The sequence below is a fragment of the Sphingopyxis sp. J-6 genome (genome assembly GCF_046603995.1).
Taxonomy (GTDB): domain Bacteria; phylum Pseudomonadota; class Alphaproteobacteria; order Sphingomonadales; family Sphingomonadaceae; genus Sphingopyxis.
The window spans coordinates 486324-501790 of sequence record NZ_CP145810.1; the positions used below are offsets into that span (position 1 = coordinate 486324).

Genomic DNA, 15467 nt, shown 5'->3' on the forward strand with positions numbered 1-15467 from the left:
TAAATTTGCATCGTTGAGTGAACCCATGCCCAAACGCGCCGATCTGTCGGATACATTCTGCCCTGTCGGGCGGTCTGCCGAACTGCTCGGCGACCGCGCGGTGTTGCTGATCCTGCGCGATCTGTTTTTCGGCAAGCGGCGGTTCGAGGCGATCGCGGCGAACACCGGTCTCGGCCCGCAACTCGTCTCGGCGCGGCTCAAGCTGTTGGTGGCGGAAGGGGTGGCCGAACGCCATGCCTATCAGGATCGCCCGCCGCGTTACGAATATCGGCTGACCGCCAAGGGCAAGGACCTGTTCGATGTCCTCTATGCGATGCGCAATTGGGCCGAACGCTGGGCCTATGAGGAGGGAGAGACCGGATCGGGGCCGGCCGTGCGCTATTTTCATCGCGCCTGCGGCGCCGATGTCGGCACGTCGACCGTCTGCCCCGGCTGCGGCGAACCTCTGCGTTACGGCGATCTGAAAGGCGAGCCGTCGGCGGCGCTCAGGGCCGAACAGGCGGCGCGGGGAGGGTGACGATCTATGATATCGGTCGTCATCCCGGCGAAGGCCGGGATCTCGCGCCCACATCAACACGCAGCGGCGTGATCCCGGCCTTCGCCGGGATGACGGAATGAGATTGGATTACGCCTTTTCGAGCGTGCACTGGAGCGGGTGCTGGTTCTGCCGTGCGGCGTCCATCACCTGATTGACCTTGGTCTCCGCAACTTCATAGCTGAACACGCCGCACACGCCGACGCCCTGCTGGTGGACGTGGAGCATCACCTGCGTTGCCTGTTCGATGTCCATGTTGAAAAAGCGCTGCAGCACCATCACGACGAATTCCATCGGCGTATAGTCGTCGTTGAGCAGCAGCACCTTGTACATCGAAGGCTTTTTCGCCTTTGCGCGGGTACGCGTCGCGATGCCGACACCCGGGGTGCCGGGCGAGCCATCGTCCTTGTCGGCCATGGCACGGGCCGGATGGGAGATCGAAGCGGGAAACATCATGAACCAGAATATCGCACGCCGAAGCGGATTCGCAAGAGGGCGGGGCATCATTAACCCCCTTTTCGTCGCCCCCGCGAAGGCGGGGGCCGCTGGCAGCCTTAAACTGCAAGGCCGTGACAGGCCGACAACGGCCCCCGCCTTCGCGGGGGCGACGATACTCCAAAAAACAGGAACCGCCCGCATCCGTAAAGGCTGCGAGCGGTCCTGGTTTGCCTGCGCGGGCGGGGAGGAGGGGAGAGTGCCCGCGCCGGCGGTGGAAAATGAAGGCCCTTAGGCTGCCTTCATCTTCGAGCTGATGACCGAAACGCGGTTCGAGATCGGCGCGAAGCTGTCGTTCGTCAGCTTGACGACGAGTTCGCTGGTCTTCGAGGTCTGCGCAACGGCGGCGTCGAACGCCTTCTTGCTGTTTTCGGCATAGAGCTTGAAGAATTCGGCCGGCGACTTGACGGCGGTGTAGCCCTTCAGCGCGGCGGTCGTGTCTTCGAAGCTCTTGCGGGCGAAGGTCACGCCTTCCTGGCCGAGCGTTTCGATGCCCTTGGCAGCGATCTTGCCCGATTCAACCAGCGCTTCGATGTTCGCCTTGTTGAATTCGACGGCTTCTTCGGCGAGCTTGCTCGACTTGGCGAAAGCTTCCTTCGCCTTTTCGTTGAAGTCGGCGGTTAGCGCTTCGGCGCGGGTCTTCGCATCTTCGGCGAACTTCTTGACGGTGTCGTTCATGGTCTTCAGTCCTTTGGTGGCGGCGGCGACCGGCTTCGGCGCGGCCTTTGTCTTGGGGGCGATGGTCTTTGCGGCCGCCTTCTTGGGAGCGGCCTTCTTTGCTGCCGGCTTTGCGGCTTTCTTTTGGACCGGCTTGGCCTTCGCCACGACGGTCTTGGTCTTTGCGGGCGCTTCGATCTTTTCGGCTGCCGGGGCAGCAACGACCGGAGCGGCAGGAGCAGCCACGGGAGCGGCAGCGGTATCCAGCGTCGCGGCTTCGAAAGCCTTTTCGGCACTATCCAACTTGGTAGCCATCGGGACAACTCCTTTATGTTGCAGTGCACAATATAGGAGTGGATCGGGAATTTCAAGAGTTTTTGTGCAGTGCACAAAAATGGCTGTGGCCCCGATCGCCCGAACCTTATATTTCGCCGATATTACCGCTGTTTGACATAGCGGCCGGGGGCATCCTCGATCGCCTTTTTGGTGCCCTTTCCGGGAATGCGGGCACCCTTTGCGGCGATTTTTTTGCCGTCTTGCCCGGCGATCCAGCCGATCCAGTGCGGCCACCAACTGCCTTTGGTCTCGACCGCGCCGGCCTCGAACGCTTCGAGCGACGATGCAGCATTGTCGCCGGTCCAATATTGATATTTGCCGGCAGCGGGCGGGTTGACGACACCTGCGATGTGCCCCGATCCGGCGAGCAGGAAGGTTTTCGGACCCGACAGATTGTCCATCAGCCGCCACACGCTCGCCAGCGGTGCGATATGATCGTCGCGTCCGGCCTGGATATAGGCGGGAACCTCGATCTTGCGGAGGTCGATCGGCGTGCCGCACACCGACAGGCTGTTCGGGACGACCAGCCGGTTGTCGCGGTACAGATCTACCAGATACTGGCGGTGCCAAGTCGCGGGCAGGTTGGTCGTGTCGCCGTTCCAATAGAGCAGGTCGAAGGGCGGATAGTCGTTGCCGAGCAGATAATTGCTGACGACATAATTCCAGATGAGGTCGCGGCCGCGTAAGGAGTTGAAGGTCGCGGCCATGTAACGCCCGTCGAGATAGCCCGGCGCCGAGAGCTGTTGCAGCAACGATAGATAGCTGTCGTCGACGAACATCTTGAGCTCGCCGGCGCGCTCGAAATCGACCTGTGCGGTAAAGAAGGTCACCGACTTGACCTTGTCCGCCTCGCCCTTCGCGGAGAGCATCGCGAGCGTCGCGGCGAGCGTCGTGCCGGCGACGCAATAGCCGATCGTGTGGACCGCGGGGACGTCGAGCAGCGCGCGGACGGTGTCGATCGCATCGACCTGCGCCGCGACATAATCGTCCCAGGTGACGTCCTTCATCGACGCGTCGGCCGATTTCCACGACACCATGAACACCGAAAGCCCCTGTTCGACCGCCCACGCGACGAAGCTTTTCGCGGGGTTGAGGTCGAGGATATAGAAGCGGTTGATCCACGGCGGGAAGATGACGAGCGGGACGTCGAAGACCTCCTTTGTCGTCGGGGCGTAGTGGATGAGCTGGTAGAGCGGGGTTTCGTGGATCACCTTGCCCGGGGTCGTCGCGATATTGACCCCGACCTCGAACGCATCGGGGTCGACATGGCTGAGCTGCCCGCGCGACAGGTCGCTCAGCATATGTTTGAGCCCCTTGAGCAGGCTCTCGCCGCGCGTTTCGACCGCGCGCCGGATCACTTCGGGATTGGTGAGAGCAAGGTTGGTCGGCGACAGCGCCTCGGCCATATTCTTCGCCGCGAACTCCAGCTTCGCGCGGGCCGCCTCGTCGAGGCCCTGCATCTGGCGCGTCGTCGTGAGCAATTGCTCGGACAGCATGCCATAGGTCTGGCGGATCATCGCGAAGACCGGATTGCCGGTCCAGTCGGGGTCGGCGAACCTTTTGTCCTTCGACGCTTCGGCGGCGGGGGTGAAGGGCTGCAAGGTGGCGAGCGAGGTCCAGAAGCGTGCGCCCTGTTCCCACATCTGCGCCGATTGTTCGGCCCACGCCTGCGTCGTCGGGTTCTGCAGCCAGCTCGCCGGGTCGAACAGGCTGGCGGCGGCGCTGTTGCCCTGGTTCGCCTGACCCAGCGCATATTCGAGCATCATCTGCTGCGCGCGGCCCATCACGCTGGCCCAATGCTGTATGTCTTCGGGCGAGGGCAGGAAGGGATTGGAAGCTTCGGTCGTATCACCCTTGTCTGCTTCGTTCATGCTCGTTCCCGCTGGCCAGTACCGATAGAATCTCTATAACAAGGCTTGGCGCGACTGGCGAGAAGCCGTTCGCGCTTCTGTTCATAAACGCAAAGGAGTTGTTCTAGTTTCCCATGTCCGAAGATGAATTCTATCGCATCAAGCGCCTGCCGCCCTATGTCATCGCCGAAGTCAATGCGATGCGTGCGGCCGCCCGCGCCGCGGGAGAGGACATCATCGACCTGGGGATGGGCAACCCCGACCTGCCGCCGCCCGCGCATGTGATCGAGAAGCTCTGCGAAGTCGCGATGAAGCCCGACGCGCACGGCTATTCGCAGTCGAAGGGCATTCCGGGCCTTCGCAAGGCGCAGGCGAACTATTATGCGCGCCGCTTCAACGTCGAGCTCGATCCCGAGAGCGAGGTCGTGGTGACGATGGGGTCGAAGGAAGGGCTCGCCAGCCTCGCGACCGCGATTACCGGTCCCGGCGACGTCGTGCTCGCGCCGAACCCCAGCTATCCCATTCACACCTTCGGCTTCATCATCGCCGGGGCGACGATCCGCAGCGTTCCGACGACGCCCGACGAAAATTACTGGCGCGCGCTCGACCGCGCGATGGCGTTCACCGTGCCGCGGCCGTCGATCCTCGTCGTCAACTATCCGTCGAACCCAACGGCGGAATCGGTCGATCTCGCCTTTTACGAACGGCTTGTCGCCTGGGCGAAAGAGAACAAGGTCTGGGTGCTGTCGGACCTGGCTTATTCGGAGCTTTATTACGACGGCAACCCGACCCCTTCGATCCTGCAGGTGCCGGGCGCGAAGGATGTCGCGGTCGAGTTCACCTCGATGTCGAAAACCTATTCGATGGCGGGCTGGCGCATGGGCTTTGCGGTCGGCAACAAGCGGCTGATCGCGGCGATGACGCGCGTCAAATCCTACCTCGATTATGGCGCCTTCACCCCGATTCAGGCGGCGGCGTGCGCGGCGCTCAACGGGCCGCAGGACATTGTCGCGAAGAACCGCGAGCTTTACCAGAAGCGCCGCGACGTGATGGTCGAAAGCTTCGGTCGCGCCGGCTGGGACATCCCGAGCCCCAAGGCGTCGATGTTCGCCTGGGCCCCGCTGCCCCCCGCGCTCAAGGAAATGGGCAGCCTCGAATTCTCGAAGCAGCTCCTGACCCATGCCAAGGTCGCGGTCGCCCCTGGCGTCGGTTATGGCGAGGACGGCGAAGGCTATGTCCGCATCGCGATGGTCGAGAACGAGCAGCGCATTCGTCAGGCGGCGCGCAACGTGCGCAAGTTCCTCGCGATGCACGGCGTCAACACGCCATCGGTCGCGGCCGGCGGCGGGGGGTAATGTCCTCGGCAAGCGCGATCGCGCAGACGATCCAGTTGTCGGTCACGCCAGTGTTCCTGCTGGTGGCGACCGGCAGCCTGCTCAACGTCATCGCCGGACGGCTGGCGCGCGTCGTCGACCGTTCGCGGACGTTGATCGAGCGCTGGTCCGAGACCGAAGGCGCCGAGCATGAGCGCATCGTGGCGGAACTACGCACCGCCGACCGGCGCATGGCGATCATCAACAATTCGATCCTCGCGGCGGTCGCGTGCGGGATCGTCGTCTGCCTGCTCGTCGCGCTGCTTTTCGCGCAGGAGGTCGCCGGCTTCAATCTCGGCCGTGCCTCCGCCTGGGCGTTTACCGTGGCGATGCTGCTTCTGCTGACTTCGCTGATCCTGTTCCTTGTCGAGGTACGGCTCGCGATCCGCACCATCCATGTGCCGATGGAACTGCTCGAGCTCGAGGAACTGGGCTGGCAGCGGCGGCGGGGCGGAAAATAGCCTAGGGCGTCGTGACGGCGCGATAGGTCGGCGCGACCCGTTTCCGGCTCGCCTGTTCATAGGCATAGCCCGCCGCCAATATGTCGGCATCGCTCCATTTGGCGCCGATGAAGGACAGCCCGATCGGGAGCCCATCGACCAGTCCCATCGGCACCGTCAGGTGGGGGTAGCCGGCGACGGCGGGCATCTGGCTGACGCTCGGGCCGTCATAGGCGTCGCCCTTTTCGAGATCGCTCACCCACGCAGGACCGTTGGTGACGCCTAGCAGCAGATCGACATTGTGGGTCTTCAGCAACCGGTCGATGCCCTCGGCGCCCGCCAGTCGCAGCGCGGTTGCCTTCGCCTCAAGATAAGCGGGATCGTCGAGGCCGGCTTTGGTTTCGGCGAGCTCGAACAAGGCCTGATCGAACCATTGCAATTCTTCGGGATGCGCCTTGTTGAACGCGATGACGTCGGCGAGGCTCTTGGGGCCATTCGCGTGCGGCAGCGCCGCAAGATAGGCGTTCAGATCCGCCTTGAGTTCGGTCATCAGGACGTCGAGTTCGGCCTTGCCCAGCTCCTCCTGCCCGCTGCGGCTGTCGCGGATCTCGACGACCGTTGCGCCGAGCGCACTCATCTGCGCCAGCGCCGCGTCGAACAGCGCGGCGATATCGGCCCGGTCGCCGACGCGGTCGCGCAGCACGCCGATGCGCTTGCCCTTCAACGCGCCGGGCGACAGCGCCGCGACATAATCGGCCTTGCGCGCGTCGGCTTCGGCCGTCGCCGGGTCGGCGGGATCGCTGCCGGCGATCGCATTCATCACCGCCGCGGCATCGCCTACGGTCAGCGTGATCGGCCCGGCGGTATCCTGACTGTGACTGATCGGCACGATGAAGCCGCGGCTGACCAGTCCGACGCTTGGTTTGAAGCCGACGACGCCGTTGACCGCGGCGGGGCAGGTGATCGAGCCGTCGGTTTCGGTACCGATCGCGAGCGGGGCGAGGCTGGCGGCAACAGCCGCGGCGCTGCCCGATGACGAGCCGCACGCGTTGCGATCGAGCGCGTGGGGATTTTTGGTGAGCCCGCCGACCGCGCTCCAGCCGCTGGTCGATTTGTCCGAACGGATGTTCGCCCATTCGCTGAGGTTCGTCTTGCCGAGGATGACCGCGCCCGCATCGCGCAGCCGGGTGACGATGAACGCATCGCGGCCTGTCATATTGTCCTTGAGCGCGAGCGAACCGGCGGTGGTCGGAAGACCCGCGACCTCGATATTGTCCTTGATCAGGACCGGGATGCCGTGGAGCGGACCGCGCAGCTTGCCCGCCTTGCGTTCCTCGTACAGCCGCTTTGTTTCGACCCCGACGTCGGCGAAGGAAAAGGTCGCGATGACGGCGTCCAGCTTCGGTCCATAATCGTCGAGCCGCCCGAGCCGGTCGAGATAAACGTCGCCGACCAGCCCCTCGTACAGCCAGCCGGTCTCCATTTCCGACTGCAGCATCGCGGCATCCTTGCCCTCGACGTCGGGAAGCGGCGGTGGCATCGCGGCGGTCGGGGCTGCGGGAGCGATCGCGAGCAGGGCGGCAGCGGCGAGCAGCGAAATTTTTTGCATGGCGGCGAGGCTGGCAGCCGTAGCGGCAATTGCAAGCGGTGATTTTCCGGGCGCCGGCGCGACGTTGACACCGGGTGTCATCGCCTGCACCCATGGCCCCGGGAGAGACGGATGAACGAAAAGCCTGCCTTGGCTCAGGGTATCGGCGCGCCGCCGACCGATGGCGTCGCCGCGCACACGCGGACGATGCTGTGGCTCCTGCTCGTCGTCTATATCTTCAATTTCCTCGACCGGCAGATCGTCAATATCCTTGCCGAGCCGATCAAGCGCGACCTCGGGCTGTCGGATACCGAACTGGGCCTGCTCGCGGGCCCGGCCTTCGCGGTCTTCTATGCGCTGCTCGGTATTCCGATCGCGCGTTATGCCGACAAGGACGGGACCAACCGCGTGCGGCTGATCGCGCTGTCGCTGGCGATCTGGTCGGCGATGACCGCGGTGTGCGGGCTGGCGCAGAATTTCGTCCAGCTCCTGCTCGCCCGCATCGGCGTCGGCATTGGCGAGGCGGGCTGCACGCCCGCCGCCCATTCGCTGATCGCCGACAGCGTCGCCCCCGAAAAGCGGTCGTCGGCGATCGCTTTCTACGGGCTGGGCGTGCCGGTCGGATCTCTGCTCGGGCTGATCATCGGCGGCGTCGTCAACGACCTTTATGGCTGGCGCGCGGCGCTGATGCTCGTCGGAGCGCCGGGGCTGTTGCTGGCGCTCGTCGTGCTGTTCGTGATGCGCGAGCCGCGGCACCTCCGCGCGGCGGAAACCGCTGCGACGGCCAATACAGCGGCGCCGCTGTCGACGCGCGAGGCGCTGCGCGAAATCTTCGCGTCGCGTGCCTTCGTCTATATCCTGATCGCCGCCTCGGTCACTGCCTTTCTCGGTTATGGCAAGGGGCTGTGGACGATCAGCTTTTTCATCCGCAGCCACGGGCTGTCGACGACCGAGGCCGGGCTGTCGATGGCGGTCGTGTTGGGGCTGGCGGCGGCGCTCGGCACCTGGCTCGGCGGCAAGCTCGCCGACAAATATGGCGCGCGCGACAAGCGGCATATCCTGACTTTCCCCGCCGTCGGCATGGCGATCGTCGCGCCGATTCTGTTCCTCGGCTATTATATGGAGCATTGGCTGGTCGCGATGGCGCTGCTCGTCGTGCCGAGCATCGTCAACAATGCCTATTACGGCCCGGCCTATGGCTGTGTGCAGGGGCTGGTGCAGCCGCGTGCCCGCGCGGTCGCGGCGTCGATCATGCTGTTCGGGCAGAATCTGATCGGGCTCGGGCTCGGACCTTTCCTGTTCGGGGTGATGTCCGACGCCTTGCAGCCGGTGGCCGGGCAGGAAAGCGTGCGCTGGGTGCTCTATGGCGCCGCGTGGCTCGGGCTGATCCCCGCCTTCTTCTTCTGGCGCGCGAGCCTGCGCCTCAATGCCGAGCTGAAATCGGGCTAGGGTCCGTACTCAATTACAGCGCCGTCGAGGTTTGAAGCAAAATGGCTCAGTGCGAGGAGAGAAGGCGAAGACATATGTCGATATTTCGAGACTTCTCGACGAAGCAATGGGCCATTTTGATCAAATCCCTTCGGGACGTCCAAATGGCTTCCATCTCGGGCCGAAAATCGCTTGGAAAGGCAACCAGCCTTCCCGGCGCGTCTTTCGGCCCGATATGTTTGCCATTTGGACGCCTCGACGGCGCTGTAATTGAGTACGGACCCTAAAAGGGCGGCGCGACCTTTTCGCGCTGCGCCTTTGCGGCGTCGATCCACCAGCCGAGATCGTCGGCAAAGCGCGGAAAGGCCTTGGCCAGCCGGCCGCCGTCTTCGCCCGCCGGCTGGCCTTCGGTATCGAAGGCGCCGCCGATGCGGGCCAGCGACAGCCCGGTCGCGGTGACGACCATGCCCATCACCGCGAGGGTGCCGCGCCAGGCGGTCGCCGCCTTGATCCCCGCAAAGGGGCCCGCCGAATAGGAAGCGATCGCCGCTGGGCGCCAGCCATATTCGGGGAGGAAATGGTCGGCGAGATTCTTGAGTCCCGGTTGCAGCCCGCCATTATATTCGCCTGCGACGAAGACGAAGCCGTCGGCGGCGGCGATGTGTGCGGCAAGCTCCGCCATCGCCGGCGGCGCTTCGCCCTCGGCATAATCGCTGAAGCGGCGGTCGAGCATCGGCAGGTCGACGGCTTTCGCATCGATCAGTTCGGCGCTGTCGCCGCGCGCGCTTAAGGATTTTACGATCCAGCGGGCGAGCTTGATGCCCTGCCGGTCGCGGCGATAGCTTCCGTAGAAGACGAGGATGTTGCGGCTCATGCCTGCTTGCTGCCACGGCGGGCGCGAAAACGGAAGCCTGGGGTCCTGACCTAGGGACGGATGGTGATCGGCGTCCCATCGGGGACGATATCCCAAAGCTGTCTGATCTCGGCATTCGACAGCGCGATGCAGCCGTCGGTCCAATCGCGCGCGATCGGCGGGCCGGGCCATCTGTTGGGCTGGCCGTGGATGAAGATGTCGCCACCCGGCGAGCGCCCGCGCGCCTTGGCATAGGCGCGGTCGGTGGCATCGGGATAGGAGATGCGGAGCGAGAGATGGTAGCGGCTGGCACCGTTGCGGCCGTCGATCGTGTATCGGCCTTCGGGCGTGCGTTCGTCGCCCTCGAACCGCTTGTGGCCGGTGGGTGCGTCGCCGAAGCGGATGCTCGTATAACGTAAGATTTCGCGGTCGCCGCGATAGGCGATCAGGATGCGGTCGCTTTTGTCGACGAGCAGGCGGTCGGCCTTGGTGCCGGCGGCAAGCGGCGGCGGTTGCGAACTCGCCGATCCACAGGCGGCAAGCGTCAGCAGCGAGAGGCCGGCCCATATGCTGCGCCGGATCATGTCGCCGCCTTCCTGCGCTTTGCGGCGATACGCAGGCCTGCCGCCGCGATCAGCAACAGCGCCGGCGGCCAATAGAAGGGATCGACCGCGGCGCGGCCGCCGTAGCTGACCATGAAGATCAGCCAGATATACCAGACGCCCGCGGTATGCAGACGCTTCCAGTTCCGCGCGCCGAGCTTCCGGACCGCGCCATCGAACGAGGTCGCGGCGAGCAGCGCGATGAAGACATAGGCGATGCCGCCGCCGACGAGCGTCGTGACCGGCGGTGGCGGCTGGCCGTCATGCGTGCCGAAGAGCCACAGGATCGCGATCAGGTGGACAAGGTGCGAAAAGGCGAAGCCGAGCCCGATCCAGCGCCGGTTGCGGATCGTCCAGCGCGTCATGGGCGCGGGCCACAGCCGGACCGATGCGCTGGCGGTGAAGGCGGCGATGAACAGCAGCAGCGAGCTGCGCGCGGTTGCGCGGATCAGCATCCGGATGCCGTCGACGCCGGTGCCGGCGAGGCTGAGGACGAGGGCGCTCATGACGACCAGCGCCGCCATCAGCACGATCAGCAGCGTCGCGCCTTCGTTCCAGCCGGTCTTGCGTGTCGCCATTGCACCCTCCCGCGGGAGGGCGAGTATAGCGCGCCCGCGCGCGTCGCCTAGTCGCTGAACGGGTCGCGGATCAGGATCGTGTCCTCGCGCTCGGGGCTGGTCGACACGAGGGCGATCGGGGTTTCGATCAGTTCCTGCACGCGCTGGATATATTTGACCGCCTGCGCGGGCAGGTCGGCATAGCTGCGCGCGCCCGCGGTCGTTTCCTGCCAGCCGTCCATTTCCTCGTAGATCGGCTCGACCTCGGCCTGATCGGCGGCGTGCGCGGGGAAATAGTCGAGAATCTTGCCGCGCAGCCGATAGCCGGTGCAGATGCGGATCGTGTCGAAGCCGTCGAGCACGTCGAGCTTGGTCAGCGCGATGCCGGTGACGCCCGATACCGCACAGCTCTGCCGCACGAGCACCGCATCGAACCAGCCGCAACGGCGCTTGCGCCCGGTGACGGTGCCGAATTCATGTCCGCGCTCGCCGAGCTTCTGACCGATCTCGTCCTCGAGTTCGGTCGGGAAGGGGCCGCTGCCGACGCGGGTCGTATAGGCCTTGGCGATCCCGAGCACGAAGCCGACCGCCGACGGACCGAGTCCCGAACCCGACGCGGCGGTGCCGCTGACGGTGTTCGAGCTGGTGACGAAGGGATAGGTGCCGTGATCGACGTCGAGCAGCACGCCCTGCGCGCCCTCGAACAATATGCGCGCGCCCGCCTTGCGCACCTTTTTCAGGCGCTTCCACACCGGCTGCGCATATTCGAGCACATAGTCGGCGATCTCGGCGAGATCGGCCTTCAGCCGTTCGCGGTCGATCGGCGGTTCGCCGAAACCGGCGCGCAGCGCGTCGTGGTGCGCGGTCAGGCGGTCGATCTGCGGATCGAGCTTGTCGAGATGGGCAAGGTCGCAAACGCGGATCGCGCGGCGGCCGACCTTGTCCTCATAAGCGGGGCCGATGCCGCGGCCGGTGGTGCCGATCTTGCCCGCACCCGCGGCGGTTTCGCGCAGCGCGTCGAGGTCGCGATGGAAGGGCAGGATCAGCGGGCAATTGTCAGCAATCGCGAAATTTTCGGGGTTGATGGCAACGCCCTGCCCGCGCAGCTTGGTGATCTCGTCGCGCAGCGCCCACGGGTCGAGCACGACGCCGTTGCCGATGATCGACAGCGTGCCGGTGACGATGCCCGACGGGAGCAGCGACAGCTTGTAGGTCTGGTTGCCGACGACAAGCGTATGACCGGCGTTGTGACCGCCCTGGAACCGGACCACGGCGTCGGCACGGCTGGCGAGCCAGTCGACGATCTTGCCCTTGCCCTCGTCGCCCCATTGCGACCCGATGACGGTAACATTTGCCATGATGCTGTCCTGCTGAACCGGGCCTTGAATCACGCGGTGCTGGCCCGGCGCGGCCTTAGCGGATTTCGCCGCAGAGGCAAGCGTGACGGTACGGTTTTGTCATATTCCGGCGATATTGTACCGGCGCATGCGGGGTCTGGCGGTGGCGCCAAAAATGCGCGAAAGCATAAGCCATGACCGATGCCGCTGCCCCCTATCACGCCCATATCTATTATGATGCGGACGAACGCCGCGCTGCCGAGGATTTGCGCGAGCGTTTCGGGCGCGACCCCGCGATATTGTTCGTCGGGCAGATGACCGACGCCGGCGTCGGACCGCATCCGATCGCGCAATATGAGGTGCATTTTCTGGCCGAATCGATTTCCGCGGTAACGGCGGCGATCGAGGCGACGGCGCTTCGGGCGCTGGTCCATCCGCTGACCGACGACGACCTCGCCGATCATACGACGCTGGCGCACTGGATCGGCGAGCCGGTCGAACTCGATGTGACGGTGCTCGATCCGCCGGGCGTCAATCAGGGGATCCCGCGTTTCGGCGTTTCGGATTTCTGAGCGAGCAGGCCCGGCTCGCGCCGGGGAAGGCTGTTTACGCTTCGACCGGCCCGTCGGGGCCAAGCGTGAAGCCGCAGCTGAGCATGCGTGCGTCGTCGGCGTCGGACAGCGCCGCCACCGTCTGCCACCCGTCGGCGCGTAGCCCCGCCGCAATCGCCGCGTCATGGCCCAGCGGCAGGAAGATGCGGCGTTCGGCATCGTCCTCGCCGCCCAGTCCTTCGTCGATCAGCGGGTCGGGGTAGAGCGAGAAACCGACTGCAGCCTGTTCGCGGTCTTCGCCGACCGGGATGGCATAGCTGCCGCCGCGGCCAATGATGTCGCCCTGTCCGGGAACGAAGATCGAGAAGCCGAACCAGCTTTGATAGGCGAAGCCATGACGCTCGGTCGGGTCGAGCGTCAGCGTGGCGCGGCCGCGGATCGGCGCCGCAATCGCTTCAAGCGCGTCGATGCGCGCGTCGAGCACGCCGGTGGTATCGAAGGCGCGCAGCTCGGCAATCGCCTGATCGAACGGCCCTGTGGCACGCAGCAGCGGCAGATAGGCTTCGGCACCGAGCCGGGAGAGCGCGCCGGCGTCCTTGGCATCGAGCTCGCCCTGCAACTCCTCGACGGGAACGGCGACGGGAAGGGGGCCGTTCGCCAGCAGTTCGACGACGTCGGGCAGGGTGAAATCGATCGTCACCGGGCCGATCCCGGCGGCATCGAGCGCGTCGATCGCGACGGTCACGATCTCGCGCGCCGCAGCGACGCTGTCGCTGCCGATCAGTTCGGCGCCGACTTGCAGCATCTCGCGCGCCGGGCGGAGCTGGCTGGCGCGCAGCTTGACGACCTGCCCGGCATAGCAGAGCCGCAGCGGGCGCGGCGCGCCGGCGAGCAGCGAGGTCGCGATGCGGCCGACCTGCCGCGTGATGTCGGGACGCAGCGCGAGAGTGCGCTGCGATACAGGATCGGTGAAGCGGAGGAGATCGCGCGTCAGCCGGTCGTCGTCGCCGCCGAGCGTCTCGCGAAACTCGGCGAGCGGCGGCGAGACACGGCCATAGCCGTGCGCGCGCATCGCATCGACGAGCGCGCGGGTGACGCGCGAGGTGGCCTCGGCCTGCGCGGGCAGGCGGTCGCGGAGGCCTTCGGGCAGCAGGGCAGGGGCCTTGGTCATCGCATGCGGCCTTAGGCGGGTGGCGGGAGCGTTTCAACCGCTCCCGCCGCAACGGGTCAGAACTTGAGGCCCTTCACCGTTTTTACGCCGGGAAGCTGGCAAAGCTGCCAGAGCAGCGGCTCGGGCATCGGCGAATCGAGGCTGAGCAGCAGCACCGCTTCGCCGCCCGCGGCGCGGCGGCCGAGGTGGAAGGTGCCGATGTTGAGCCCGGCTTCGCCGAGTGCGGTGCCGATGCGGCCGATGAAGCCCGGCGCGTCCTCGTTGACGATATAGAGCATATGGCCGTCGAGATCGGCCTCGACCTTGATCCCGAACATCTCGACGAGGCGTGGCTCGTTATTGCCGAACAGCGTGCCGGCGACCGAGCGGTCGCCCGCTTCGGTGGCGACGGTGACGCGGACGAGCGTGTGGTAATCGCCCTCGCGGTCGTGGCGCACTTCGCGGACGTCGAGGCCGCGTTCACGCGCGAGATGCGGCGCGTTGACCATGTTCACGCTGTCCGAGTAGCGGCGCATGAGACCCGTGAGCACCGCGGCGGTGATCGGCTTCAGGTTGAGTTCGGCGGCGGCACCCTCGGCTTCGATCGAGATCGTCGTCAGATTGTCGTGCGCAAGCTGGCCGATCAGGCTGCCGAGTTTTTCGGCGAGCTCCATGTAGGGGCGGAGCTTCGGCGCCTCTTCGGCCGACAGGCTGGGGACGTTGAGCGCGTTGGTGATCCCGCCGGTCAGCAGATAATCCGAAATCTGTTCGGCCACCTGGATGGCGACATTGACCTGCGCCTCGTCGGTCGACGCGCCGAGATGCGGCGTGCAGATGAAGTTCGGCGTGCCGAACAACGGATGATCGGCAGCCGGCGGTTCGGATGCGAAGACGTCGAGCGCGGCGCCCGCGACATGGCCCGAATCGAGCGCCTCCTTGAGTGCCGCCTCGTCGACCAGTCCGCCGCGCGCGCAGTTGATGATCCGCACGCCCGGCTTGGTCTTCGCGAGATTTTCCTTCGACAGGATGTTGCGCGTCTGGTCGGTCAGCGGCGTGTGCAGCGTGATGAAATCGGCGCGCGTCAGGAGGCCATCGAGCTCGACCTTCTCGACGCCCAGTTCGATCGCACGCTCGGGGGTCAGGAAGGGGTCGAAGGCGATGACCTTCATGCGCAGCCCGATGGCGCGTTCGGCGACGATGCTGCCGATGTTGCCGCAGCCGATCAGGCCAAGCGTCTTCGACGTCAGTTCGACCCCCATGAAGTCGTTCTTCGGCCATTTGCCCGCCTGCGTCAGCGTATTGGCTTCGGGAACCTGGCGCGCGAGCGCGAACATCATCGCGATCGCGTGTTCGGCGGTCGTGATGCTGTTGCCGAAAGGGGTGTTCATCACGATGACGCCCTGCTTCGACGCCGAGGGAATGTCGACATTGTCGACGCCGATCCCGGCGCGGCCGACAACTTTCAGGTTCGTTGCGGCGGCGAGGACGTCGGCGGTGACTTTCGTGGCGGAGCGGATGGCGAGGCCGTCATAGTCGCCGATCATCGCGATCAGCTCGTCCTTGGTCTTGCCGGTGATGACGTCGACGTCGATGCCGCGTTCCTTGAAAATCGCGGCGGCTTTGGGGTCCATCTTGTCGCTGATGAGGACTTTTGGTGCGGTCATTTTATGTCTCCGTATCCCGGCGATAACCGGGATGTGTGGCGGAATGGGGAA

At 65.4% G+C, this 15467-nt stretch carries 15 protein-coding genes; 5 read left to right on the forward strand and 10 right to left on the reverse strand.

Annotated features, from left to right (window positions below; translation table 11 throughout):
- The first annotated feature begins 25 nt into the window (after positions 1 to 25).
- Complete coding sequence (locus tag V6U71_RS02545; RefSeq protein WP_411340850.1) at positions 26 to 517, forward strand: winged helix-turn-helix transcriptional regulator; 492 nt, start codon at positions 26 to 28, stop codon at positions 515 to 517.
- Between the two features lie 108 nt (positions 518 to 625).
- Here V6U71_RS02545 and clpS read toward each other — a convergent pair whose 3' ends face one another.
- The 3 genes from clpS to V6U71_RS02560 form a co-directional block, all read right to left on the reverse strand.
- Positions 626 to 991, reverse strand: a complete 366-nt coding sequence (gene clpS / locus V6U71_RS02550; protein ID WP_411340851.1) for an ATP-dependent Clp protease adapter ClpS — start codon at positions 989 to 991, stop codon at positions 626 to 628.
- A gap of 270 nt (positions 992 to 1261) precedes the next feature.
- Positions 1262 to 2002: a phasin family protein gene (locus tag V6U71_RS02555; protein ID WP_411340852.1), complete on the reverse strand. Its 741-nt coding sequence runs from the start codon at positions 2000 to 2002 to the stop codon at positions 1262 to 1264.
- 122 nt (positions 2003 to 2124) lie between these two features.
- Positions 2125 to 3894, reverse strand: coding sequence for a PHA/PHB synthase family protein (locus tag V6U71_RS02560; protein ID WP_411340853.1), 1770 nt, complete (start codon positions 3892 to 3894; stop codon positions 2125 to 2127).
- Between the two features lie 113 nt (positions 3895 to 4007).
- On the opposite strand from V6U71_RS02560, the gene V6U71_RS02565 reads away from it, so the two are divergent.
- Together V6U71_RS02565 and V6U71_RS02570 are read left to right on the forward strand one after the other, a co-directional pair.
- A complete protein-coding gene (locus V6U71_RS02565; RefSeq protein WP_411340854.1) occupies positions 4008 to 5228 on the forward strand; it encodes an LL-diaminopimelate aminotransferase in 1221 nt (406 codons plus the stop codon).
- Positions 5228 to 5707, forward strand: coding sequence for a DUF2721 domain-containing protein (locus tag V6U71_RS02570; RefSeq protein ID WP_411340855.1), 480 nt, complete (start codon positions 5228 to 5230; stop codon positions 5705 to 5707). The genes V6U71_RS02565 and V6U71_RS02570 overlap by 1 nt, the downstream gene beginning before the upstream one ends.
- Position 5708: 1 nt before the next feature.
- Here the strand turns inward: V6U71_RS02570 and V6U71_RS02575 are convergent, their stop codons facing one another.
- The gene (locus tag V6U71_RS02575; RefSeq protein WP_411340856.1) at positions 5709 to 7295 is read right to left on the reverse strand and encodes an amidase; all 1587 of its coding nucleotides are present in this window, start codon (positions 7293 to 7295) and stop codon (positions 5709 to 5711) included.
- A 111-nt stretch (positions 7296 to 7406) separates the two neighbouring features.
- On the opposite strand from V6U71_RS02575, the gene V6U71_RS02580 reads away from it, so the two are divergent.
- Positions 7407 to 8723 (forward strand): spinster family MFS transporter, encoded by a 1317-nt coding sequence (locus V6U71_RS02580; protein ID WP_411340857.1) that lies wholly within the window; start codon positions 7407 to 7409, stop codon positions 8721 to 8723.
- A gap of 262 nt (positions 8724 to 8985) precedes the next feature.
- Here V6U71_RS02580 and V6U71_RS02585 read toward each other — a convergent pair whose 3' ends face one another.
- The 4 genes from V6U71_RS02585 to V6U71_RS02600 are packed head-to-tail and all read right to left on the reverse strand — an operon-like array spanning position 8986 to position 12072.
- Complete coding sequence (locus V6U71_RS02585; RefSeq protein WP_411340858.1) at positions 8986 to 9576, reverse strand: NADPH-dependent FMN reductase; 591 nt, start codon at positions 9574 to 9576, stop codon at positions 8986 to 8988.
- Between the two features lie 50 nt (positions 9577 to 9626).
- Complete coding sequence (locus V6U71_RS02590; RefSeq protein WP_411340859.1) at positions 9627 to 10139, reverse strand: L,D-transpeptidase family protein; 513 nt, start codon at positions 10137 to 10139, stop codon at positions 9627 to 9629.
- Positions 10136 to 10735: a hypothetical protein gene (locus tag V6U71_RS02595; RefSeq protein ID WP_411340860.1), complete on the reverse strand. Its 600-nt coding sequence runs from the start codon at positions 10733 to 10735 to the stop codon at positions 10136 to 10138. The genes V6U71_RS02590 and V6U71_RS02595 overlap by 4 nt, the downstream gene beginning before the upstream one ends.
- 47 nt (positions 10736 to 10782) lie before the next feature.
- Positions 10783 to 12072, reverse strand: coding sequence for an adenylosuccinate synthase (locus tag V6U71_RS02600; protein ID WP_411340861.1), 1290 nt, complete (start codon positions 12070 to 12072; stop codon positions 10783 to 10785).
- 173 nt (positions 12073 to 12245) lie between these two features.
- Between V6U71_RS02600 and V6U71_RS02605 the strand changes: the two genes are divergently transcribed.
- Entirely contained in the window at positions 12246 to 12623 is a 378-nt protein-coding gene (locus tag V6U71_RS02605; protein ID WP_411340862.1) for a DOPA 4,5-dioxygenase family protein, read from the forward strand.
- A gap of 34 nt (positions 12624 to 12657) precedes the next feature.
- On the opposite strand, the gene V6U71_RS02610 is transcribed toward V6U71_RS02605, so the two are convergent.
- Together V6U71_RS02610 and serA are read right to left on the reverse strand one after the other, a co-directional pair.
- On the reverse strand, positions 12658 to 13773 hold the full coding sequence (locus V6U71_RS02610; protein WP_411340863.1) for an ATP phosphoribosyltransferase regulatory subunit: 1116 nt from the start codon (positions 13771 to 13773) through the stop codon (positions 12658 to 12660).
- A gap of 56 nt (positions 13774 to 13829) precedes the next feature.
- Positions 13830 to 15416, reverse strand: coding sequence for a phosphoglycerate dehydrogenase (gene serA, locus V6U71_RS02615; protein WP_411340864.1), 1587 nt, complete (start codon positions 15414 to 15416; stop codon positions 13830 to 13832).
- Between the last annotated feature and the right edge of the window lie 51 nt (positions 15417 to 15467).